At 38.9% G+C, this 22,815-nt stretch carries 22 protein-coding genes and 1 tRNA gene; 2 read left to right on the plus strand and 21 right to left on the minus strand.

Going from position 1 to position 22,815, the window contains the following annotated elements; all coding sequences use genetic code 11:
* Position 1: 1 nt before the first annotated feature.
* Genes ACSU6B_RS07065 through hemA form a run of 4 tightly spaced genes read right to left on the minus strand, consistent with a single transcriptional unit; the run spans position 2 to position 3,931 of the window.
* Entirely contained in the window at positions 2-784 is a 783-nt protein-coding gene (locus ACSU6B_RS07065; RefSeq protein ID WP_410883908.1) for a uroporphyrinogen-III synthase, read from the minus strand.
* A complete protein-coding gene (hemC, locus tag ACSU6B_RS07070) occupies positions 781-1,716 on the minus strand; it encodes a hydroxymethylbilane synthase (protein ID WP_410883910.1) in 936 nt (311 codons plus the stop codon). Before hemC ends, ACSU6B_RS07065 begins: the two co-directional genes overlap by 4 nt.
* Before the next feature lie 25 nt (positions 1,717-1,741).
* Positions 1,742-2,575, minus strand: coding sequence for a cytochrome C assembly family protein (locus tag ACSU6B_RS07075; RefSeq protein WP_214731798.1), 834 nt, complete (start codon positions 2,573-2,575; stop codon positions 1,742-1,744).
* A gap of 12 nt (positions 2,576-2,587) precedes the next feature.
* Positions 2,588-3,931 carry a glutamyl-tRNA reductase gene (gene hemA / locus ACSU6B_RS07080; protein WP_410883912.1) on the minus strand — a complete coding sequence of 448 codons (1,344 nt, stop codon included), beginning with the start codon at positions 3,929-3,931 and terminating at the stop codon, positions 2,588-2,590.
* A 275-nt stretch (positions 3,932-4,206) separates the two neighbouring features.
* Between hemA and ACSU6B_RS07085 the strand changes: the two genes are divergently transcribed.
* The gene (locus tag ACSU6B_RS07085; RefSeq protein ID WP_214731802.1) at positions 4,207-4,695 is read left to right on the plus strand and encodes a LiaI-LiaF-like domain-containing protein; all 489 of its coding nucleotides are present in this window, start codon (positions 4,207-4,209) and stop codon (positions 4,693-4,695) included.
* 31 nt (positions 4,696-4,726) lie between these two features.
* On the opposite strand, the gene yihA is transcribed toward ACSU6B_RS07085, so the two are convergent.
* The 13 genes from yihA to ACSU6B_RS07150 all read right to left on the minus strand — a co-directional run bounded on the left by yihA (position 4,727) and on the right by ACSU6B_RS07150 (position 18,699).
* Complete coding sequence (gene yihA, locus ACSU6B_RS07090) at positions 4,727-5,308, minus strand: ribosome biogenesis GTP-binding protein YihA/YsxC (RefSeq protein ID WP_168245246.1); 582 nt, start codon at positions 5,306-5,308, stop codon at positions 4,727-4,729.
* Positions 5,305-7,632 carry an endopeptidase La gene (gene lon / locus ACSU6B_RS07095; protein WP_410883914.1) on the minus strand — a complete coding sequence of 776 codons (2,328 nt, stop codon included), beginning with the start codon at positions 7,630-7,632 and terminating at the stop codon, positions 5,305-5,307. Before lon ends, yihA begins: the two co-directional genes overlap by 4 nt.
* Positions 7,633-7,878: 246 nt before the next feature.
* Positions 7,879-9,546, minus strand: a complete 1,668-nt coding sequence (gene lonB, locus ACSU6B_RS07100) for an ATP-dependent protease LonB (protein ID WP_215000905.1) — start codon at positions 9,544-9,546, stop codon at positions 7,879-7,881.
* Between the two features lie 151 nt (positions 9,547-9,697).
* Positions 9,698-10,957, minus strand: a complete 1,260-nt coding sequence (gene clpX / locus ACSU6B_RS07105) for an ATP-dependent protease ATP-binding subunit ClpX (RefSeq protein WP_088089168.1) — start codon at positions 10,955-10,957, stop codon at positions 9,698-9,700.
* Between the two features lie 398 nt (positions 10,958-11,355).
* Positions 11,356-12,633: a trigger factor gene (gene tig, locus ACSU6B_RS07110; RefSeq protein WP_410883917.1), complete on the minus strand. Its 1,278-nt coding sequence runs from the start codon at positions 12,631-12,633 to the stop codon at positions 11,356-11,358.
* A gap of 158 nt (positions 12,634-12,791) precedes the next feature.
* Positions 12,792-13,841 carry a tetratricopeptide repeat protein gene (locus ACSU6B_RS07115; RefSeq protein WP_410883919.1) on the minus strand — a complete coding sequence of 350 codons (1,050 nt, stop codon included), beginning with the start codon at positions 13,839-13,841 and terminating at the stop codon, positions 12,792-12,794.
* Positions 13,842-13,942: 101 nt separating this feature from the next.
* Positions 13,943-14,016 (minus strand) — tRNA-Arg (locus ACSU6B_RS07120).
* Between the two features lie 110 nt (positions 14,017-14,126).
* Complete coding sequence (locus ACSU6B_RS07125) at positions 14,127-14,642, minus strand: metallophosphoesterase family protein (protein ID WP_410883921.1); 516 nt, start codon at positions 14,640-14,642, stop codon at positions 14,127-14,129.
* Positions 14,642-15,250: an XTP/dITP diphosphatase gene (locus ACSU6B_RS07130; protein ID WP_410883923.1), complete on the minus strand. Its 609-nt coding sequence runs from the start codon at positions 15,248-15,250 to the stop codon at positions 14,642-14,644. Before ACSU6B_RS07130 ends, ACSU6B_RS07125 begins: the two co-directional genes overlap by 1 nt.
* A 13-nt stretch (positions 15,251-15,263) precedes the next feature.
* Positions 15,264-16,019: a ribonuclease PH gene (rph, locus tag ACSU6B_RS07135; RefSeq protein WP_215000920.1), complete on the minus strand. Its 756-nt coding sequence runs from the start codon at positions 16,017-16,019 to the stop codon at positions 15,264-15,266.
* Positions 16,020-16,152: 133 nt separating this feature from the next.
* Positions 16,153-17,205: a GerMN domain-containing protein gene (locus tag ACSU6B_RS07140; protein WP_410883925.1), complete on the minus strand. Its 1,053-nt coding sequence runs from the start codon at positions 17,203-17,205 to the stop codon at positions 16,153-16,155.
* A 235-nt stretch (positions 17,206-17,440) separates the two neighbouring features.
* The gene (racE, locus tag ACSU6B_RS07145; protein ID WP_410883927.1) at positions 17,441-18,235 is read right to left on the minus strand and encodes a glutamate racemase; all 795 of its coding nucleotides are present in this window, start codon (positions 18,233-18,235) and stop codon (positions 17,441-17,443) included.
* Between the two features lie 14 nt (positions 18,236-18,249).
* A complete protein-coding gene (locus tag ACSU6B_RS07150) occupies positions 18,250-18,699 on the minus strand; it encodes a MarR family winged helix-turn-helix transcriptional regulator (RefSeq protein ID WP_215000924.1) in 450 nt (149 codons plus the stop codon).
* 208 nt (positions 18,700-18,907) lie between these two features.
* Here ACSU6B_RS07150 and ACSU6B_RS07155 point away from each other — a divergent pair, with 208 nt between their 5' ends.
* Positions 18,908-19,210: a HesB/YadR/YfhF family protein gene (locus tag ACSU6B_RS07155; protein WP_410883929.1), complete on the plus strand. Its 303-nt coding sequence runs from the start codon at positions 18,908-18,910 to the stop codon at positions 19,208-19,210.
* 78 nt (positions 19,211-19,288) lie between these two features.
* On the opposite strand, the gene ACSU6B_RS07160 is transcribed toward ACSU6B_RS07155, so the two are convergent.
* From ACSU6B_RS07160 to ACSU6B_RS07175, 4 genes are all read right to left on the minus strand, one after another.
* Positions 19,289-20,434 carry an ATP-binding protein gene (locus ACSU6B_RS07160; RefSeq protein WP_410883931.1) on the minus strand — a complete coding sequence of 382 codons (1,146 nt, stop codon included), beginning with the start codon at positions 20,432-20,434 and terminating at the stop codon, positions 19,289-19,291.
* Between the two features lie 105 nt (positions 20,435-20,539).
* Complete coding sequence (locus ACSU6B_RS07165; RefSeq protein WP_410883933.1) at positions 20,540-21,241, minus strand: Na-translocating system protein MpsC family protein; 702 nt, start codon at positions 21,239-21,241, stop codon at positions 20,540-20,542.
* 502 nt (positions 21,242-21,743) lie between these two features.
* Complete coding sequence (gene gerE, locus ACSU6B_RS07170) at positions 21,744-21,968, minus strand: spore germination transcription factor GerE (protein WP_026563391.1); 225 nt, start codon at positions 21,966-21,968, stop codon at positions 21,744-21,746.
* A gap of 141 nt (positions 21,969-22,109) precedes the next feature.
* A complete protein-coding gene (locus ACSU6B_RS07175) occupies positions 22,110-22,691 on the minus strand; it encodes a class D sortase (protein WP_410883935.1) in 582 nt (193 codons plus the stop codon).
* Positions 22,692-22,815: the final 124 nt, after the last annotated feature.

A 22,815-nucleotide genomic window follows, 5' to 3' on the forward strand; every position in this document is an offset into this window, starting at 1 on the left:
ATTATTCCTCCATATCTAAATAGGCAATCGTACTGTTAATCATTTCTTTTACGGTGTACTCTTTTGGTGAGGCATGGACCATTAATCCATAAGCACGTAATTTTTTCTCGGTAACCGGACCGATACAGCCAATGATGCAATTTTTCAGCTGCTCATCCAATCGATACTCCTTCACGACATCCATTAGATGGTCCACCGTTGAAGGGCTTGTAAACGTGAGGATATCCAGTTGGTTATCTGCTAGCATATTAGCCAGCCTCAGGCGGCTTTCGTCGGGCATATAGGTTTCGTAGATCACAACCTCATCGACCAAGGCACCGGCCCCTGTTAAGGATCTGGCGATATATTCTCGGGCAAGGTTTCCTTTTGGAACGAGCACCCGTGAACCCTTATCAATCAATGGGATAAATTCCTCTACAAACGTTTCCGCAACATAAGCTGACGGGACGAACGCTGGAGATAGCCCTCTTTCCATCAAAACCTCTGCTGTCTTTTTGCCAATAACAGCGATTTTCGGAAACGCTTCGCTAACCCCTTCCTCCTTTAAAAAAGAAAAGAAGGTTTCAACGGTTACGTTACTCGTAAAAATAATCCAGTCATATGTATCAAGAACCAGCAAAGCTTCGTGAAGGCGCTGATTTTTTTCTATCGGACGAAAGGCAATAAGAGGGATTTCGATTGGAATCCCTCCATACCTTTCTACAAGTTGTGAAAAGGATTTTGCTTGATTTTCTCCTCTTGGAATAAGAACGGTTTTATCAAGCAAAGGTAACGATTGGATCATTGACCTTCGAGCTCCCGCTTTACCTTATCAATTAGGTCTTTCCCACCTTTTTGAATTAGTAAGTCAGCCGCCTGAACACCAAGCTCTTTTGGATTTTGTCCTCTAACTTCTTCTTTAATGATTTCATGTCCTTCTGGTGAAGCCACTAAAACATTTAGGACAATTTCATCATTTTCAGCTACATAGGCGAAGCCGGCAATTGGTACCTGACACCCGCCTTCCATTTTTTGAAGGAAGGCACGCTCTGCACGAACTGCTCTTTCCGTTTTCTGGCAAGTGAATTTTTCAAAAAGTTCGAGAAGTTCTTTATCATCTTCACGGCATTCGATCGACAATGCTCCTTGACCGACAGCAGGAATGCATAGATCGGCATCGAGGAATTCGGTGACAACATCAGAAGCCCAGCCAAGACGGTAGAGGCCAGCTGCAGCTAAAATAATCGCATCGTATTCTTCTGTTTCTAATTTTGCTAATCTTGTATCCACATTCCCTCGGATCCATTTAATCTCTAAATCTGGACGGACTGCTAATAGCTGTGCACTGCGGCGAAGACTGCTTGTCCCGATAATTGCACCTGGTTTTAAATCTTTTAACTTCACATGACCTCTTGAAATTAGCGCATCACGGTGGTCCTCACGAAAAGGAATGCAGCCAATTGTAAGTCCTTCTGGTAAGACAGCTGGCATATCTTTCATACTATGAACGGCCATATCAATCTCTTTATCAAGCATTGCTTGCTCAATTTCTTTTACAAAAAGTCCTTTGCCGCCAACTTTCGAAAGGGTAACGTCAAGGATTTGGTCCCCTTTTGTGACGATTTCTTTTACTTCAAAATCAAAGCGAGGGTCCAACTTTTTTAGCTGATCCATCACCCAATTAGTTTGTGTTAATGCCAATTTGCTTCGCCTAGAACCTACAATTATTTTTCTCATGATTGCGACCTCCTGAGGTTATGCGCTACGCATACCATAAATGAAAAGATGATAATTGACCAAATAAGAAAAAGTTAATTAAAACAATTAAAAAGGCAGCTGTATTCCAAATTGCTAATTTTCTTCCCGATAGATTTTTCACAATTCGAAGATATAAAAGAATACTATAGACGGTTAATAACAGAAATGAACCGATGATTTTCATATCGTACCATGGCATCCCGGGTACCTTAAGAAAGGCCCACTGCAATCCTAAGATGAGACTGAGCAGAAGCATCGGAACACCGATTACGGCCAATATGTAGGATGATTTTTCAAGCTTATCTAAGTCGGCCAGTCGTAAGAGTCTAGTTCCCCATTTTTTCCTTTTTAATAAATCATATTGAAGCAGATATAATGTCGAAAAAACGAATGATAATGAAAAGGCCCCGTATGAGAGGATCGCCATCGTAATATGAATCAAAAGCAGTTCAGAAACAAGCTGCTTCGCCATGATATGCGAACCATATTGCATCGGGGCAAATGTATGAATCGCCATGACCGTAAAGCCAAGTATATTCGTGAAAAAGACGATAAAATCGACTCGTAATAAATGATTTATACCAATTGACAATGTGACTAATATCCAAGCATAAAAATAGAGTCCCTCAAAGATAGTTAACACAGGGAATCTGCCTGTTTTATACATATAGATTCCGAGAAAGACGGTTTGCAAAACCCATACAAATGCAAGTAACCAGAAAGCAATACGGTTTGCCTTCCGGTTATGATGTAGAAAATCGAAAAAATATAACAACACACTGAAGGCATATAGAACAACGGTTAATTCATGAAGCCTTGTCATAAAGACATTAAACATAGAACATACCCCTTATGACTGAAAGGAAGCCTGCGGTGTTGTAACCGGTATTTGATTGGTTTCGGCTGCTTTCGAATGTTGTTCTTCAACAAGCTCTTCAATATTAAAGATCTTCATGAAAAGGTCCATTGCTTGATTTGCATCAGGTCGCGCAGCCAATTCTTTCGCTTGTAATATAGGGTCTTTTAAGAGCTGGTTGATGATACTTTTTGTATGTTTATTTAACACTTTTAGATCACGCTCTGATAAATTTGGCAGCTTTCTCTCCAAACTAACCATGGTTTCCGATTGGATTACATGTGCTTTTTCTCTAAGCGCCGAGATAACCGGGACCACTCCAAGCATACCTAGCCATTGCTTGAACTCAACGATTTCTTTTTCAATCATGAGCATGATTTTTTCAGCCGCCTTCTTACGTTCTTGCAGGTTGGCCTCAACAATCCCCTCTAGATCATCGATATCGTATAAAAAAACATTTTCAAGTTCAGCTATTCTTGGATCCAAGTCGCGCGGTACTGCAATGTCCACCATAAATAACGGCTTACCCTTGCGCTTTTTCTCGACCTTGACCATCATTTCTTTTGAAATAACAAAGTCTTTTGCACCGGTTGAACTGATCAGGATATCTGCTTCCGCCAATGATTTCTCTAATTCAGCTAAGGATCTTGCTTTGCCGCTGAAACGATGAGCTAAGTCTTGTGCTTTTTCATAGGTCCGATTGATAACTGTAACTTTCTTCACACCGTTACCATGCAGGTTTTGGGCAGCCAATTCGCCCATTTTTCCTGCGCCAAAAATTAACACATGTTTATTAGCAAGTGAACCAAAAATCTTCTTCGCCAATTCCACTGCGGCATAGCTGACAGATACAGCATTCGCACCAATATCCGTTTCTGAATGCGCGCGTTTGGCAACGGTAACCGCTTGTTTAAATAAGTGGTTAAATACGGTCCCCGTAGTTCCAACTTCCTGCGCTAGTATAAAGCTCGTACGAACCTGGCCAAGGATTTGTGTTTCTCCTAAAACCATGGAATTAAGTCCACAAGTAACGTTAAATAAATGATCAACTGCGCCATCGTCTTCATACACAAATAAAAACGGAGAAAATTCTTTTTGTTCTATCCCGAACCATTCTGACAGAAATTCTTTAATATAATAGCGGCCTGTATGTAATTGATCCACAACCGCATAAATTTCCGTACGATTACATGTAGACAAGATGATATTTTCTAGGATGCTTTTTTTGGTATTTAATTTTTTTATGGCCTCCGCAAGATCAGCTTCATTAAATGACAACCGCTCACGAATTTCCACAGGGGCAGTTTTATAGTTAATACCGATCACTAATGTATGCATTTGAAAGGACACCCCCAATAGATATTGCAACTTAACTAGTATGATTATATCATGAGCAATTTCGACTTTTGCTCGAAAAATGTGAACAGAAAACGAAACTATATGGTAATATATTTAAGTAAAGTCGAGTAATGCTGATCCCGATAGGGACACATTAACAAAGTTTCCTTTAGACTTTCTTAATACCCATAACTATTTTTTTAAATACTTCCTTATGTACAGTACCAAAAAAATGGACGAGATTCAAGTGAACCTTACTGGAAGCGGTGTTTTTAATGAAGAATCAACGAATTTTTCCTGGGATCATTCTTATAGGCTTTGGAGCTTACTTCCTATTGCAGCAAACTGGGATCACTATTTTCCAACAATTTTTCACATGGCCGACCTTACTTATGATTGTTGGAATTGCCTTTTTAGGTCAAGGGTATTCTGCTAAAGAGTCTGAGGCAATACTTCCTGGGGTCATTATGGCTGGATTTGGACTTCACTTCCATCTTGTCGGTAAGGTGTCCTTTTGGCCTAGTAACAATATTGGTATGTTAATTTTAATCATTTCAATCGGTTTTTTTCTGCGATTTCAAAAGACGAATTCAGGATTGTTCCAAGCATTCCTCTTTCTTATTTTAGCAATCCTTCTGTTATTTTATGATAAAATTACTGCCTATTTTGATTTACTTCAAAATGGGATGAGTTTTGTGTGGAAATTTTGGCCCGCTCTTCTCATTGTGGTTGGTATTTATTTTCTCCTAAAGAAGAAAAAATAACGCCTGGCGCTTATGCCCAGGCGTTTATTTTTTACATAAAACTCTGTAGAACAGACCATGCTTCGTCTTTTCCTAAACCAGTTTCCGATGAGAAAAGAACCATTTGGTCATTTTTATCAAGATCTAAGGTTTCTCTTACTATTTTTAAATGCTTTTGCCATTTGCCTTTGGGGATTTTATCTGCCTTGGTAGCAATGATGACACAGGGAATTTCGTGATGCTTTAAAAAATCATACATCATGACATCATCCTTTGATGGTGGATGTCTAAGATCAACAATTTGAACCGCCGCTTTTAATTGCTCCCGCGATGTAAAATACGTTTCAATCATTCTTCCCCAAGCAGCCCGCTCAGATTTTGAAACCTTTGCGTATCCATAACCAGGAACATCGACAAAATGCAGCATTTCGTTAATTAAATAGAAATTAAGCGTTTGTGTTTTTCCTGGCTTGGAGGATATTCTCGCCAAACCTTTTCGGTTTAGCATTTTATTGATAAAAGAAGATTTACCGACATTGGAACGACCTGCAAGCGCAAATTCAGGTAAGTCTGTTTCCGGGTATTGTTCTGGCTTTACTGCACTGATGACTATCTCTGAGCTGACTACCTTCATTTCACTTCACCTTCCAACAGGGCATGCTTCAAGACTTCGTCCACATGGGAAACAAGGACAAAATCCAGTTCATTCCTAACGCTTTCAGGAATATCATCAATATCTTTTTCATTATCCTTTGGAAGAATAATTTTTGTTAAGCCCGCTCGATGGGCACTAAGTGTTTTTTCTTTTAAGCCGCCAATTGGAAGAACTCTTCCTCTTAAAGTAATCTCTCCGGTCATTCCTACTTCTCGGCGAATGGCTCTGCCCGACAAGGCTGATACAAGCGCCGTTGCTATGGTAATACCGGCCGATGGTCCATCCTTAGGAACTGCACCTTCTGGAACGTGAATGTGGATATCATATTTTTCATGGAAATCCTCATCAATCCCTAGTTCCTTAGCTTTGGATCGGATATAACTAAACGCCGCTTGTGCTGATTCCTTCATTACGTCGCCAAGCTTTCCAGTTAACACAAGTTTCCCTTTACCTGGTGCTAAAGAAACCTCAATCTGAAGAGTGTCTCCACCCACCGTTGTATAGGCTAACCCAGTTGCTACTCCAACTTGATCTTCTGACTCGGCCATCCCATAATGGAATCTTGTTTTTCCTAAAAACTCTTCAATATTCTTTTCGGTAATGATGACACGCTTCTTTTGACCGGAAACAATGATTTTTGCCGTTTTCCGGCAAAGTGTTGCCATCTGACGCTCTAAACTTCGAACGCCTGCTTCACGTGTGTAGTAACGAACCACTTTTAGAATCGCATCATCGCGGACCTTAAGAATTCCTTTGGAAAGACCATTTTCTTTAATCTGTTTTGGAAGTAAATGATCTCGGCAAATATGGACTTTTTCAAGTTCCGTGTAACCGGCAATCGTGATAATTTCCATTCGGTCCAAAAGCGGACCAGGAATTGTTGATAAGTTATTGGCTGTCGCTATAAACATGACCTTGGAAAGATCATAGGTTTCTTCTATATAATGGTCGCTAAAGTTACTATTTTGTTCAGGATCAAGTACTTCAAGCATGGCGCTTGATGGATCCCCGCGGAAATCGCTTGACATTTTATCGATTTCATCAAGTAAAAAGACCGGGTTAATCGTACCCGCCTTTTTCATTCCTTGGATGATTCGTCCTGGCATTGCACCCACATAGGTTCTGCGATGTCCACGAATTTCAGATTCATCACGAACACCGCCAAGTGAGATGCGGACAAAATTTCGATTGAGTGATGTCGCAATCGAGCGGGCAAGGCTTGTTTTCCCAACCCCTGGAGGTCCTGCAAGACAAAGGATTGGTCCTTTTAACGAATTCGTCAGCTTCTGAACAGCTAAATATTCGAGGACGCGCTCCTTTACTTTTTCAAGTCCGTAATGGTCCTGATTTAATATCTTTTCAGCACGGAGAATATCAATGTCATCCTCTGTTTTTTTCGACCAAGGGATGGAAATGAGCCAGTCGATATAATTGCGAATTACGGCACTTTCTGCCGAGCTTGCTGGCACCTTTTCATAACGTTCAAGTTCTTTTTGTGCGGCTTGAAGAACATGTTCAGGCATACCTGCTTGCTCAATTTTTTTGGTAAGTTCAGCAATTTCGCCAGTTTTGCCTTCCTTATCGCCTAATTCCTTTTGGATCGCCTTCATTTGCTCACGCAAATAATACTCTTTTTGCGTCCTTTCCATGGAACGCTTAACACGCTGACCAATCTTTTTTTCTAAATTCAGGACTTCTTTTTCGTTATGAATGGTATCAATTACTTTGTTTACTCTTTCTTTAATATCTGTCATTTCAAGGATTTCTTGCTTTTCCTTCAATTTGATTGGTAAATGGGAAGATATGATATCCGCCATTCTGCCAGGTTCTTCAATATCCGCAACTGAAGCATAGGTTTCTGCAGAGATCTTTTTCGATAATTTTATGTATTGCTCGAAATAATCAAGCATCGTTCTCATTAAGGCTTGGTCTTCGACATCTTTCGTATCCGGGTCTTCGTGGGTAATAATCGTAACTGCATAGTGGTCTTCTTCATCATGAAATGAAACAATTTCCCCGCGATTTAATCCTTCAACCAATACTCTTATCGTCCCGTTTGGCAGTTTAAGCATTTGTTTAACTTTCGTTAAGGTTCCAATCGTGTATAAATCCTCCTCAGAAGGGTCATCAATAGAAACTTCCTTTTGAGTGGTTAAGAATATTAAATGGTCATCTACCATTGCTTTTTCAAGTGCTTGTACTGATCTTTCACGTCCTACATCTAAATGAAGGACCATAGTCGGATAGACGAGCAATCCTCGAAGCGGCAGGAGGGGGACGATCAATTCGCTCTTTTTCGTCAAAATACTGCACCTCCACATGCAAATCATTTTTTTACTGCAAAATCAGAATGGTCTTTGTACAATTCTATCCTATTTATTTTTAAGTGTCTATTTTTAGAGATGGTGTATGAAACCTCATTTTCAGCATGAATTTATTTTCCCCAAACATAAAGAATTCTTTCTATGTTTCTGTTAGATTTCTCACATTAATTATTATGCAATAAAAAACTTCGGTTTGCCTATTGAACCACAAACCGAAGTTTTTCGTTAGATACTCTCTTTTTTTGATAGTTCAATCGATGCAGGGATCGCATCCATTTTCTGATAGTCATTTACTAGGGCAATCTCAAATACCTCGTGTAGATGGGTAACGGGAATAATATTGATTCCGTCAATTTCTTTAAGAATTGTTTGCATATTTTCTTCTGGGATGATCACCGTTTTTACTCCTGCTTTTTTCGCTGCCTTCACCTTTGGATAGACACCGCCAATCGGCTTTACATTTCCATGGATGCTTATTTCTCCTGTCATTGCCACGGTGTTATCGATTGGAATTTTATAAATAGCGGAATAAATTCCCGTCGCCATTGCGATTCCGGCCGATGGTCCGTCAATGGGAACACCACCTGGGAAATTCACATGGATATCATAGTCATTTGCTGGTACACCCATTGATCGCAAAACAGTGATAACGTTTTCAATCGAACCGCGCGCCATACTCTTCCGACGAATCGATTTCCCTTGTCCGCCAATACTTTCTTCATCTACGATTCCAGTAATATTGATCGATCCTTTATCTTTTGCTGGGATCACAGTCACTTCGATTTCTAGTAATGCACCTGAATTCGGACCATAGACTGCCAGTCCATTGATAAGTCCGACATGAGAAATATCATTAATCTTTCTTTCCATTCTTGGTGACATTTGACTAGCATGAATGACCCATTCAATATCTTCATCCTTGATAAAATTACGGTCTTCCGTAATCGCAAGTCCTGCAGCGATTTGAATCAAATTGACTGTTTCACGGCCATTTCTTGCATAGTTTGCGATGGTATTCACACCAAGTTCGCTTATTTGAAGGTTAACTTTTTTCGCGGCATTATTGGCAATTTCCACAATTTCTTCCTGATTTAAATCCCTGAAGAAAACCTCCATACAGCGCGATCGAATCGCAGGCGGGATCTCACTCGGCGTTCTTGTTGTCGCGCCGATTAAACGAAAATCAGCCGGAAGTCCATTTTTGAAAATATCATGGATATGCGTCGGGATTTGGTTATTTTCCTCGTGGTAATACGCACTTTCCAGGAAGACCTTGCGATCCTCTAATACTTTTAACAGCTTATTCATTTGAATCGGATGCAATTCGCCGATTTCATCGATAAACAAGACACCGCCATGGGCGTTGGTAACTGCCCCTTGTTTCGGCTGTGGAATTCCTGCTTGTCCCATCGCTCCCGCACCTTGATAGATTGGGTCATGAACGGAACCAATTAAGGGATCGGCAATACCTCTTTCATCAAATCGTGCCGTTGTTGCGTCTAGTTCAATAAACACGGATTCAGGTTTAAATGGTGATTTACGGTTTTTTTTAGCCTCTTCTAACACAAGCCGTGCAGCTGCTGTTTTTCCAATTCCTGGCGGTCCATAAATGATCACATGCTGCGGATTTGGTCCACATAGTGCTGCTTTTAATGATTTGATTCCATCTTCTTGGCCGACAATGTCTTGAAAACTTGTAGGACGAACTTTTTCAGCTAATGGTTCTGTAAGTGAAATGGATCTCATTTTGCGAAGCTGATCCATTTCCTTTCGGGATTCCCGATCAATGGATACTTTTTGTGTCCGCTGATTCCTCAGCAAATTCCAAAAATACAGCCCAATGATGATTCCGAAAAATAGCTGTATAAATAAGGCAATCCCCGTCCAACTCATACATTTCCCTCCTGCATTTCAACTTATTACTAAATATATATTAATAAGTATTTCCTGCAGTGGGGTGGAATAAACCACAAATTGTAAGAAACTGTTCGGAGGGACGATACAACTAGAAAAGACCCGGCCTAAGCCGAGTCTTCGTCAATTATTATGCAGATTTTTCTTCAGCAACAACAGTTCCATCTTCCAAAAGAAGTTTTGGAACACTATTGTTAATAACCGTTTCTTTAGTAATGACACACTTTGTAATGTCATCACGTGAAGGTAGGTCAAACATAACATCGAGCATAATTCCTTCGATAATCGAACGTAAACCACGGGCGCCGGTTTTGCGTTCAATTGCCTTTTTGGCAATTTCAGTCAATGCGCCTTCTTCAAATTGAAGTTCAACCTCATCGATTTCAAGCATTTTTTGATATTGTTTAACAAGTGCATTTTTTGGCTTTGTTAAAATTTCAATCAATGCTGCTTCGTCCAATTGCTCAAGACTTGCGATTACAGGAAGACGTCCGATAAATTCAGGAATTAATCCAAAGCGTAATAAGTCTTCAGGTAATACTTTGGAAAGAAGTTCTTTTTGTCCCACTTCCTGCTGCTTAATATCTGAACCAAAACCAATAACTTTTTGGCCTAAACGACGCTTAATAATCGGTTCAATCCCGTCAAATGCTCCGCCGCAGATAAATAAAATATTCGTTGTATCGATTTGGATAAATTCTTGATGCGGGTGTTTTCTTCCCCCTTGTGGTGGAACACTTGCAACCGTACCTTCAAGAATTTTTAATAATGCTTGTTGAACACCTTCACCAGAAACATCCCTTGTAATCGAAGGATTTTCGGATTTTCGTGCGATTTTATCAATTTCATCAATATAAATAATTCCTTTTTCTGCCTTTTCAACATCATAATCAGCAGATTGAATTAATTTTAATAAAATGTTCTCAACATCTTCCCCAACATATCCAGCTTCGGTAAGGGAAGTTGCATCTGCAATCGCAAAAGGTACATTCAGAATACGTGCCAGTGTTTGTGCTAGTAAAGTTTTACCGCTTCCTGTAGGTCCAATCATACAAATATTACTCTTTGCAAGCTCAACATCATCTATTTTGCTATTAGAATTGATGCGCTTATAGTGATTGTAAACTGCAACAGAAAGAGACTTCTTTGCTTGATCTTGACCAATAACATATTCATCAAGAATTTCACAAATTTCTTTTGGCTTTGGTACATCTTTAAATTCTACTTCTTCTTCCGTTCCAAGTTCTTCCTCAACGATTTCGGTGCAAAGTTCAATACATTCGTCACATATGTAAACTCCTGGCCCGGCAACCAGTTTACGAACTTGGTCCTGCGTTTTACCACAGAAGGAACACTTTAATTGTCCTTTTTCATCATTAAATTTAAACAATCCTTTCACCCCTTAAAACGTGTTAAAACCCTATTGTAACTTGCGAATCACACAACCAAAATTCGAGTCTTTTTCTAATAATTGAATAGTATGTATGTTGCATTGTAACACATAAAGCCAATGGACTGGAAATAAAAAGCTTAGGGTAAATATGTTTTTCAGAACTCTCATTTTGTTAGGTGTGATTCATTTTAAAAACTTATGTACTCATTAATCTTAACCATTATGAGGAAAATAAATCTCAAACCTGTCTGGAAATTATTTATTGTTTATTCGCTATGTCTAACTTGTTTTCCTGCCCATTGTTAAAAATGTTCCCACTTCTTATTATAATATGTAATTGAAAAAATGTATAAAACAAGGCACGATTCAAATCGTGCCTTGCAATATTTTAAACATTACTTCTTGTTTTCAACAATAAAGTCAACTGCTTTTTTAAGTTTAAGGTCTGATTTGATACCTTCAAGTCCGCCTAATGCTTGTTTAATGCTATCAACGGTCATGTTGTACATTCCAGCCATGTTCTCAAGTTCTGCATCAACTTCTTCTTCAGTTACTTCAAGGTTTTCAGCCTTAGCAATCGCTTCTAATGTTAAGTTCGTACGAACGCGAATTACAGCTTCTTCTTTCATTTGCTCACGTAAAGCATTTTCGTCTTGACCTGAGAATTGGAAGTAAAGTTCAAGGTTCATACCTTGCATTTGTAAGCGTTGTTCGAATTCTTGAAGCATACGATTTACTTCGCTGTTGACCATTACATCTGGAATTTCCACTTCTGCATTTGCAGCAGCTTTTTCAACAACTGTATCACGTAAATGATGCTCAGCTTCGTGCTTTTTGCTGTTTTCTAAACGAGTTTTGATTTTCTCTTTAAGTGCGTCTAATGTTTCAACTTCATCATCCACATCTTTAGCAAACTCGTCATCTAATGCAGGAAGTTCTTTACCTTTAATCTCATGAATCGTTACTTTGAATACTGCAGGTTTACCAGCAAGCTCAGCTGCATGATATTCTTCAGGGAATGTAACTTCCACGTCTTTGGATTCGCCAGTAGCTAAACCTACTAATTGCTCTTCAAAGCCAGGGATGAATGATCCTGAACCAATTTCAAGTGAATGGTTTTCAGCTTTTCCACCTTCGAACGCTTCGCCATCAACGAATCCCTCGAAATCTAGAACAACAGTATCACCATTTTCAATTGTGCCTTCTTCTTTAACTACAAGCTCAGCTTGACGCTCTTGAAGAGTTTTTAGTTCGTTAGCAACGTCTTCGTCAGTAACGTTTGTATCGAGTGCTTCTACTTCTAAGCCTTTGTATTCGCCTAATGTTACTTCAGGCTTTACTTGAACAGTAGCTTTGAAGATAAGTTCTTTGCCTTTTTCCATTTGCTCGATGTCGATATCTGGACGGTCGATTGGCTCGATGCCTGTTTCGTCAATTGCACTTCCGTATGCTTCTGGAAGAAGAATATCTAATGCATCTTGATAAAGTGATTCTACACCAAAACGCTTTTCAAACATTGGACGAGGCATTTTTCCTTTACGGAAGCCTGGAACATTTACTTGCTTAACAACTTTGTTAAAAGCCGCAGTTAGTCCTTCATTTACTTTTTCCGCACTTACTTCAACCGTAAGAACGCCGCGGTTACCTTCTAGTTTTTCCCATTTTGCTGACATACATTTTCCCTCCAACAATCTATTCTCATATCATTCGTAACGAATTTGAGTTTGGAAATAACTTGTCCATCAAGCTATTATCCTTCTTTTAAATGTGTTTTTTACACAATGCAACCACTACATTATAACATAGGTTTGTTTTCTTTCAACAGCGAAGCCTATATATTAGGATAAGAAATTTTCTCAATTACCTCAATCATTGCGATAGCTTCTTCTATTTCCTCCACCGGAACTTCATATTCTCCGGACAAGTGATGTATCTTTATGTCCATACCTAGGTAATATTCGGCCAAGTGGTGAAAGGCTGCAGCCCAAGCAGCAGTGCTTTTCGGCTGCAATTCGAAAGGATAGCTTATAAAAAAATTTCGCTCTGCCATTCTGAAGCTGTTTTCAAAAAGAACGGGGTCTTCACTTTCCAATTGAGCCTCTAATAAAGCCTTTACCTCTTTCAATCTTGGTTCTTCCCTAACTTCTGGAAGATGTGTTGGAATAACTTTTTTCTCCATCTCAAATTTCATGACAGATAATTCTCTATCAATTTCCTGTTCTTTTAAAAGAGATAACAGGATTGTTTTAAGGAATGGATGTCCAGCTTCTGCTGCCAAATATTCGGCAATCTCAGGGAGGTAGGGGCGAATGTTTTTCTCAGCCAAGCTCGAAACGAGGAGCATTTGTTCGTTTAGATTATCAATCGAAAAAAGGTTTAGTTCATGAACGTTTGTTTCCTCTGGGGTGATGTCATATGTAATTGATTCAGTTTCTGTTTCTGTGTCTGGTTGACGGTTTTCTGCCATTCTCCTGCTGAATTGCAGGATGGTTAAAAAGTGGTCATGTTTTTCAGGCGGAATCTCTTTTTCTTCTAATAAGACTTCAATTGTTGTTACAATTTCCTGGTATTCATGAAGCTGGATCAGGACCGTCAAATAGAGATCGACCATTTGCAAATAGTCCCCAATTCCTTTATGAAGCATTTCTTTGGCAAGTGCTTTTGCTTTTTGAAAAGAAGATGCTTCAAAATAGGCCAGAACCAAACCAATCAATATTTCGTCATTGTCAGGATCGTGCTCTCTGGCTTCTTCCAAAAGGTTTATCGCTTCATTGAATTTTTTCTTTTCAAGGTTTTCCAGACCTTTGTCAGTTAATCTTTTTTCAAGTCCGGGAAAAAAGATCACATTATCTATTCTTTTCACAGGTTCCCGTTTTTTCATAAAATCCGTCCTTATGATAGTCTTGGAACATAGTTTAGCATAAATAGAAGGCAAAAAAAACTCACTTATAAAAGTGAGTTTTTTTCTACCATGTAGTATAGCGTCCCAGGAGAGATTCGAACTCCCGACCCACGCCTTAGAAGGGCGTTGCTCTATCCAGCTGAGCTACTGGGACATATAAGTTGTTTAAGACAAGATTTATTATATTACCGTAATAACAAAAAGTCAACAGACTTTCGATTATTTTTTTAAAAAAATAAAAGGGAGAGGAAATCTCCCTCTCATTTATCGAGGGGTAAATTCACGAGCAAGCTCTGGAATTTCCCGTCCATCCGCTTCAAACACTGACATTTTAACTTTCTCATCCTGCAAATCAAGAATAACATAGGTTTTTTCTAAGCGTTCCCTTGGCAAACGAATGCTGCCTGGATTTAAAAATAAGGTACCATCGATCACTTCCGCACCAAGGACATGCGAGTGGCCAAAACAGACGATATCGGCGTTTACTTCCTGTGCTTTATATTTAATATTCATCAAAGAAGATTTTACTGAATAAAGATGCCCATGCGTAATGAAGAATTTCTTCCCCGCCTCCTCAGCCATCATCTCCAACGGATATCCGCTGCCGAAATCACAATTTCCCCTTACCGTTATATAACCAGATATCGCTTGATCATCAGGCATCAATTCCGAATCGCCACAATGAATCATTAAATCAACATCTTCAGAATGCCTTTCTCTTAACACTTGGAGTTCTTTCGTCAACCCATGGCTATCACTAACCACTAAAATCTTGCTCATTACTTCTCCGCTCTTTCTAAAATAGAATCCAAGACCACATCGAGCTTTTTCAACGCATTTGCACGGTGGCTGATTTTATTTTTTTCTTCTGATGATAATTCGGCCATGGCTAGACCTTTCTCAGGCACATAAAAAACAGGATCATAGCCAAATCCATTGGTACCTCTTTGTTCTTCAAGAATACGACCTTCACAGGTGCCTGACACTGTTATGGTTTCTTGACCTGGAACGGCGACAGCTAAAGCACAGTAGAATCGTGCGGATCGCTTTTCATCTGGAAGTGCTTTTAATTCTGACAGCACTTTATTTGTATTGTTCTGATCATTTTTTGGTTCCCCAGCATAGCGTGCTGAATAGATTCCTGGTCTTCCTTCAAGCGCGTCCACCATCAGGCCAGAATCGTCGCCTATCACCATTTTCCCAAGTGCTTGGGAGACAGCCTCCGCCTTCAAGATCGCATTTTCTTCAAAGGTCGTACCCGTTTCGTCTACGTCCGGGATTTCAGGAAAATCAAGCAAGGTTCGGACTTCGATCCCTCTTGATGCAAAGATATGCTCAAATTCCCGCGCCTTTCCAGGATTTTTCGTCGCAATAATAACTTCTTTCACTCATAACCGCCCCTTATTTTTGTCTTCGAGATTCTATTTTTCGGGTAATCTCTTCACCTAGAACCTCTTTTTGTCGTTCAAATAGGTCCATAAGCCCAGTTTGAGCAGCACTAAGCAGACCTTGAAGCTGCTCGTAGGAGAATGTTGATTCCTCGCCCGTTCCCTGCAGTTCAACAAATTCGCCATTTCCAGTCATGACTACATTCATATCGACCTGTGCCTTAGAATCCTCTGCATAATTTAAGTCAAGAACAGTTTGGTCATTTTGTAAAATCCCCACACTTGTTGCCGCTAAATAATCCGTAATCGGAAACCTTGCAAACGACTTTTTCTCTGCTAAAGAATTTAAAGCGAGGGTCATCGCCACAAATGCACCGGTGATCGAGGCTGTTCGTGTCCCGCCATCCGCTTGGATCACATCGCAATCGATCCAAACGGTTTTTTCACCCAACGCCCCTAAATCGACAACTGCTCTAAGGGCACGCCCGATTAACCGTTGAATTTCCATTGTCCGGCCAGAGACCTTCCCTTTTGACGATTCGCGAATGTTTCTTGTTTCTGTCGCCCTTGGCAGCATCGAATACTCGGCAGTAATCCAGCCTTTGCCTTCCCCTCTCATAAAATGAGGAACTCTCTCTTCAATACTTGCAGCACAAATTACTTTCGTATCACCAACAGAAATAAGGACAGAACCTTCAGGGTGCATTAAATAATTTGGTTCAATATGTATGGGCCTTAGTTGGAGCGGCTCTCTTCCATCAACACGCACAAATACTACCTCCTTCAACTTTGTAAAGCATTTTTAAATTGGTACATGAATTTTACTTATACCAAATAAAGAAGAGGCGGGCTTAAAGCCAACCTCTTTCTTGGTCACTATATAGTATAACAAATAATTTTTTTTAAAAACTACCTGTATTGACTTTTTCTGGTCGAGTTACTGGTTCAGTTAATTTTTTGCCATTGTCATTTTTGATGTCTGCCTTGCCATTTACTTGAACAGCCACTTTTTCAACACCCTCTTGTTCCGTTAAGGAAAGCACGAGTGCATCTAGTAAATGCTGTGAAATTTCCTTTTCTTCAAAGCTGCCAAAAATATTCTCATTAAAGTTCAAGGTTACTTGTCCGTCCTCGTACTTTGGCGCCTCTAGGAGTTTAACATCTGACATAAATTCAGATACGAGTGGTGATTTCCCACTAGGTCCTTTTATTAATTCATTGACGACTGCAACATAGGGATCTTTCTCAGTGTTGCTAACCCGGCGCGTCACAGGTACATAATAGTAGGAGCCTTCTTCACCGCCAATATAATAGACAGTTACTGGTTTGGTATTGGTGATATCAGTTACATCCGCTGTATCATAGTTAATACCGGTGGCTCTTGAAAGGTTTTCACTTATTGGTGTTCCATTAACAGGCATTTCCGTTAAATCATGACCGTTCATTTTTAGCTTAACGGTTTTAACATTATCAAACTGAGTCAGCGTCCAAGTGACCGATTGGAGGATCTTCATCTCATCTTCAGCTTGGTAATTCTTAAACTCTTTTGAAAAATTAACCGTGGCCACGCCATCTTTATCAATATTCACAGACAGATCCGTGTCCTCTGGGAGGACTGCTCGAAAATCATTTGGTAGTTGATCTGTAACAGGTCCATTCGCCACTAAATATTCAAGGGCTTGTTTAGCAACTGATGTTGTTTTCGGTAGGTCCAACGTTTGCGGTACAACATAGCCATCTTTATCAATCAGATAAAGCTCCGTTTTGACTGTGTCTTCTTGCTTAGCCGTTTCTTTAGCCGTCGGTTCCTTACTCGTTGTTTTTTCCGCAATCGTCGTACTCTTTGGTGGATCAATTTTCTTCTGTGTTTCCGACCCTAATAATCCACAACCTGACAGTAGAACTGTTGAAGTAAGCACAGTCGACAAAAGGATCTTTGCTTTATTTTTAGACATAACTATTTCCCCCTAAGACAGTTTGTACTAACATGTATACGAACCTAGAGAGAAATTAGACCGACTTACACAAGAAAAATAGAACAATATTTAAAAAAATAACATAAATAGTAACAATAGTAACAATGGTAAAATTGGTGTCAGGCACCACTCGTGTACAAATGTCCACGAGTGGTGGACGTTATCGTTTTTTCAGCAAAATAAAAACGAGCCTCTTATTTAAAGAAGGCTCGACTTATAGCTTGATCTTTTGCACATTGTTAATTGGATTCCCCAGCCATTGTGAGGCGATTTTTGAAAATATCCGCCTTGAACCGGTTGTGTAAAATTCATGCTCTGGTTCTTCTTCACACGAATCAAGTAACCCATTAAATTGGAGGATTGCACTTATTTCTCGAGCGGTCTCATCACCAGAGCTAATTACGCTTACAGACTCACCCATGACATTTTTTATGACAGGCTCAAGCAATGGGTAATGGGTGCAGCCTAAAATAAGGGTATCCAGGTTCTGATTCTGCATCGGCTTTAAAGCCTCGTCGACAATTCTTTCCGCAATCGATCCACCAAATTCATCACTCTCTACAAGAGGGACAAATTTTGGACAAGCATGTGCTTTGACAAAAAGCCGGCTATTTAATGATTTCAAGGCTCTTTCATAAGCACCACTTTTTACTGTACCCACTGTGCCGATAATTCCGACACGGTAGTTTTTTGTCTTTTTGATTGCCGCCCGTGCTCCAGGATTAATTACCCCTAAGACTGGGATGGACAATTCCTTACGAATCTCGTCTAGTGCCGCTGCTGTTGCCGTATTGCAGGCAATTACGAGCATCTTAATCTTCTTTTCTAATAAAAAAGAGGTCATTTCCCAAGTGAACCTCTTTACTTCCTTTGTTGTTCTCGGACCATATGGGCAACGTGCGGTATCCCCCAAATAGATGATTTTCTCATTTGGAAGCTGTCTGATTACCTCTTTGGCAACAGTTAATCCGCCAACGCCGGAATCAATAACACCAATTGCTTGTTTCAAACTTATCGCCTCTTTTAACGCATTTCCTGATGCAATTTCGTTAAGCTTTTTTGAAGAAGTTGAATTTCTTCAGATGAGAAATCGACCAACACTTCTTCTAAATAGACTTGACGCTTTTTAATCACTTCATCAATGATTCGCTTGCCCTCTTCAAGTAGATGAATTCTGACAACACGACGATCGTTTGGATTTTTTACCCGCTCTACGAGTAAATTTTTCTCCATTCGATCAACAAGATCTGTCGTCGTACTGCATGCCAAATACATCTTATTAGAGAGCTCCCCAATTGTCATATCACCATCTTCAAAGAGCCATTGCAATGCAATGAATTGCGGTGGAGTAATCGTATAATTACTTAGCATTTCTCTTCCTTTTTGCTTGATGATCCCAGAGATGTAGCGTAAATCCTTCTCAATGTTGGCAACAATGTCACCATTTGCTTCTTGTGAATTTTCGTGTTTCATCTCATAACACTCCTATAAAAAGCTTCTCTTCTCCTCAAGACCATATCTATTTAAACATATTGTTTAAAAGTTAAATATCTAAATACTTACCTTATTTTCTACTTTTTTCGCTAAAAATTCAAGTTGAAACTATTAGAAATATTAGTTTAAGACTCTTTGGAGTATAATAAAATAGAAATTAGAATAATCGACCAAAGGTGAGATAAGAATGGAAATTGTAATCAGCAAGACAGCACTAAAGTGGTTTAAAGACGAAGTAGAGTTAAAAACAGGAGATAAGGTGAAGTTTTATCCAAAGGTTTATGGAAACAGCCCTGTGCAAGAAGGTTTTTCGCTCGGTTTCACAGTAGATAACGAGCCAATCGATATGATAACTAAATTCGAAGCAGAGGGCATGTGGTTTTATGTTGAAGAAAGGGACTTGTGGTTTTTTAATGAACATGATTTACAGGTAAATTTCAATGAAAAAACAGATGAATTAGAATATAGTTATACCAAGTCACCGGAATAATAGAATACTCAACAAAAATAGGAAGGTTGTTCTCAGCCCTCCTATTTTAGTCTTTATTAAAACTCCTGCCTATTTTATTTACCATTTTTTCGAAAAAACTCTCCCCCTCTGTTTAGACCTTTCCATCTTATCTCCATTAATTGGCAGTATCACTTCGATTAGCGTTCCTTTTTCATCGCTCCAAAAATGAACGGTCCCATGGTGATTTTCTACAATTTGTTTGGAATTCATAATTCCTAATCCAGTGCCGCTCTCTTTTGTAGTAAAAAATGGTTCCCCTACTCGTTTTAATACATGGTGCGGCATTCCACTTCCTGTATCCTTAATTAGCATCTTTACTTGATTAAAACCGTGCTTCTTCAGCTCAATAGTGATCACCCCACCATTCGGCATCGCTTCAATCGCATTTTTTAGAAAATTTATAACCACTTGTTTTAGTTGATTTTTATCGCCGTTGATGATTAAATTTCCACAATCATTAACAAATTCAATCTGCACATTATTCATAATTGCCTGGGTATCAATCAGAGTTTTCACATCTTCAATCAATGCTTGTAAAAGCACAGGCTCAAACTTTAGATCTTGTGGTTTTGCGAGTATCAATAACTCACTGAGAATGAGTTCTATTCTATCAATTTCCGATTGGATAATATCAAAGTAAGATTTATGGTCATTTATCTTTGTTTCTATTAATTGAAGAAACCCTTTAATCGCAGTAAGTGGATTTCGTACTTCATGTGCAATCCCTGCTGCCAATTGGCCAGCTACATTTAATTTCTCAGCATTTAGTAATAGTTCTAGTGTTTTTTTTCGATCAGTTATATCCCTGATAATAACATGCCTTGCTGGTTTATTTTGAAATATCGTGGGAATTCCTTTTACTTCCGCCTCAAACACAGTGCCATCCAACCTGATCAATTTATATTCAAAAAAGTCTGTTGCATCCCCACGCGTTACTATTTCCACCCGTTCTTTAATACGCCCATGATAATCAGGATGGATGAGATCGACTATTTTCTTTTGTTGAATTTCTTCTTTGTTTGATGCTCCAAATAATCTTGCACCCGTTTCATTTATAAAAAGAATGTCATCTTCACAGGCAATGATTACGGCGTCAGGTGAATTGTCAACTAAATCCCGATAGGATTCTTCACGTTTTTCTAATTCTTCTTCTATATTCGTTTGAATTGATCCATTATAAGTTGCTTTTATTAAACTGCCCATCTCTATTTATCTATTCCTTCCCCCATAAAATAAAAGCCAAGATAGGAGTCATCCCATCCTGGCTTATGTCTAGCTCAATTGAAATTGTCTAGTTCACTTCCGCCTTTATGCTGTTGGTGATAATATTAGTACGATTACACTTTTATCGTGATAAAAATCCCAATCCACAAATATATCATTCACTTTCGTTTGTAGAATCGATTCAAAATTACCGCTATTATGTAATAATCGCTTCTCTAGATTCCTTTTCGCAATCCTTAATATCTCAAAATTCCCTAAACGAATTAACTCCTTCTCAATTGGCACAAGAATTCCATTTCGAATAACTACCAGCGTTCTTTCATTTAATAAATAGGAACCGACCTCTTCAGGCGTTTTTTCCGCTTGAAGGCTTATTCTATTAATTTCTTGGTGAAGAGATTCTTGACCATGATAATTACAGGTTTTTTCATTATTAATTTCGATTTCGGTCGAGGTAGAGCCAATACAAACAAATAATCCACTTTTATTATGTAGATCCCAATCATAATAAAACTCATTAACTTCCATACTTGTCAAAATTTTAATATAGGCTTTAAACTCAGGGATTAATTTTTGCATCAACAAATCTCTTGTTGTTTGGATCATCGCTTCTTGTTGCTGCCCTAACAAAACACTTTCAGAAGGCGAAATAAAGTTTCGTAAATAAACAGTCAGTATCGTGTGATTATAGGAAACATAAACAGATTCGGGACCTTTGCCGAAGTTTTCACGGAGTGTTCTCCCAATATAACCCGCCAGTTCTGTTTGCACTTGTTTGTATTCCAAGAAAAACATCCTTTGATGAGATAAAAGCATTATTTCTTTTATCCTAGGTTTATTTTAAATGTCTATAACTAGATTATCAATTTATTTATGAAGATTTATTCGCAATTTTTGTAACAAATTTACTTTTCGTTGACAATTTCGCACTGAATTCGTGGTTATTATCACACACAACCTGAATAAAATTATTTCCTAGATTAACAATAACCTTAGTGTTACTTTTTAACACGAATCTTCAATGTGGAGGGATATGCTTTGAATATTCTCTTTAGCTTATTCTCAACCTTAATTATTATGGGGGTTAGAGCAGCCTTCTTATTTAGTCATACCACTTCTCGGCTAATATTGTGGTTTAGAATGCCTGCTTTCAAGTAAGCATAAAAGTATTTTTCAAGTATCGCTGATCTGCATTGTAGACAAAAGGGTAAGCATTTTGTTTGCTTACCTTTTTTATGGCTATCTATTCAAAATTAAACCGGCCTCCCCAAGAGGATGCCGGTCATAATTAAAGTTCTAGCTCTCCCATTCGAAGGAGCTCTACAACTGCTTGTGAACGCCCCTTTACACCAAGCTTTTGCATGGCATTTGAAATGTGATTCCGAACCGTTTTTTCGCTTATAAATAATTCACCAGCGATTTCTTTCGTTGTTTTGTCTTGTACTAATAACTCGAATACTTCTCTTTCTCGTTTGGTGAGTAACGGCTTGTGATTATAAACATTCTCCTTCAAGTACTGTAACCCTCCTTGCCTTCGCCAGTATGAACACGGGGTGGGTATATATTTAGTCAACATATCTTATGTGAACAGTTCTAATGTAGTGACTATATTTACAAACAGATGATTGGTTTTTATAAAAAAAACTCCTAGCGATTAGGAGTTTTTGGGCTTTGCATAAATAATGTATCGTTTTGGGGCATTTCCTATATAACTAAACGGGTAACAAGTTGTTAAGATTAATTCCTCTTTATTATGTTGGAGCGTAATAATGCTCGTATCATCAGACTTAACAATTTTGGTATCAATTATTTCATAAGTATAGGATCCATACGGCATTTCCATCTTCAGTGAATCGCCAATCTCAAGTTCCCCTAATTTACGAAAAACGGTGTCTCGATGTCCTGAAAGAACAATTTGTCCTTGATCACCAGGATAATAGGCTCCTTTATAATGGCCGACACCTTTTTCGAGATCATCGGGGTCGGTTCCTTCGATGATTGCTAACTCTGCTTTGATTTTTGGAATGGCTAAAAGACCAACTGTCTCCCCCATTTTTGGCGGCTTGCTGTTTACTTCCCTCTTTTTAGAGGCATCTTCAGGCTGGTCTGCTATTAGTTCCTTAGCTTGCTTGAGTGAAGCATGTGTTTGCGTTTTCACATCTATAAATTGCCAAAGCCCAATACCTACTAATATTAATCCTGTAAGAATAATTAACAGCGGAAATTTAGATTTCACCTGTATGTACCTTCCTTTTTCAACGAACTAACGTTATTAATAAGAGTATAACAAATCACTACTGAAAGAACCATTGCAATTATAGCCCATAGACGACAAAAAACCTTCTTTTCAATGATAGAAA

This window comes from Neobacillus sp. C211 (assembly GCF_051842875.1).
GTDB lineage: Bacteria > Bacillota > Bacilli > Bacillales > Cytobacillaceae > Neobacillus.

Excerpts from the sequence above, each read along its gene's own strand:
- ACSU6B_RS07150 (WP_215000924.1), bottom strand. The coding sequence starts at position 18,699 with ATGAAACACGAAAATTCACAAGAAGCAAATGGTGACATTGTTGCCAAC.
- ACSU6B_RS07085 (WP_214731802.1), top strand. The coding sequence starts at position 4,207 with ATGAAGAATCAACGAATTTTTCCTGGGATCATTCTTATAGGCTTTGGA.
- hemA (WP_410883912.1), bottom strand. The coding sequence starts at position 3,931 with ATGCATACATTAGTGATCGGTATTAACTATAAAACTGCCCCTGTGGAA.
- ACSU6B_RS07155 (WP_410883929.1), top strand. The coding sequence starts at position 18,908 with ATGGAAATTGTAATCAGCAAGACAGCACTAAAGTGGTTTAAAGACGAA.
- ACSU6B_RS07065 (WP_410883908.1), bottom strand. The coding sequence starts at position 784 with ATGATCCAATCGTTACCTTTGCTTGATAAAACCGTTCTTATTCCAAGA.
- yihA (WP_168245246.1), bottom strand. The coding sequence starts at position 5,308 with ATGAAGGTAGTCAGCTCAGAGATAGTCATCAGTGCAGTAAAGCCAGAA.
- tig (WP_410883917.1), bottom strand. The coding sequence starts at position 12,633 with ATGTCAGCAAAATGGGAAAAACTAGAAGGTAACCGCGGCGTTCTTACG.
- ACSU6B_RS07160 (WP_410883931.1), bottom strand. The coding sequence starts at position 20,434 with ATGGGCAGTTTAATAAAAGCAACTTATAATGGATCAATTCAAACGAAT.
- ACSU6B_RS07075 (WP_214731798.1), bottom strand. The coding sequence starts at position 2,575 with ATGTTTAATGTCTTTATGACAAGGCTTCATGAATTAACCGTTGTTCTA.
- hemC (WP_410883910.1), bottom strand. The coding sequence starts at position 1,716 with ATGAGAAAAATAATTGTAGGTTCTAGGCGAAGCAAATTGGCATTAACA.
- ACSU6B_RS07125 (WP_410883921.1), bottom strand. The coding sequence starts at position 14,642 with ATGAGCAAGATTTTAGTGGTTAGTGATAGCCATGGGTTGACGAAAGAA.
- lonB (WP_215000905.1), bottom strand. The coding sequence starts at position 9,546 with ATGAGTTGGACGGGGATTGCCTTATTTATACAGCTATTTTTCGGAATC.
- ACSU6B_RS07140 (WP_410883925.1), bottom strand. The coding sequence starts at position 17,205 with ATGTCTAAAAATAAAGCAAAGATCCTTTTGTCGACTGTGCTTACTTCA.
- ACSU6B_RS07115 (WP_410883919.1), bottom strand. The coding sequence starts at position 13,841 with ATGAAAAAACGGGAACCTGTGAAAAGAATAGATAATGTGATCTTTTTT.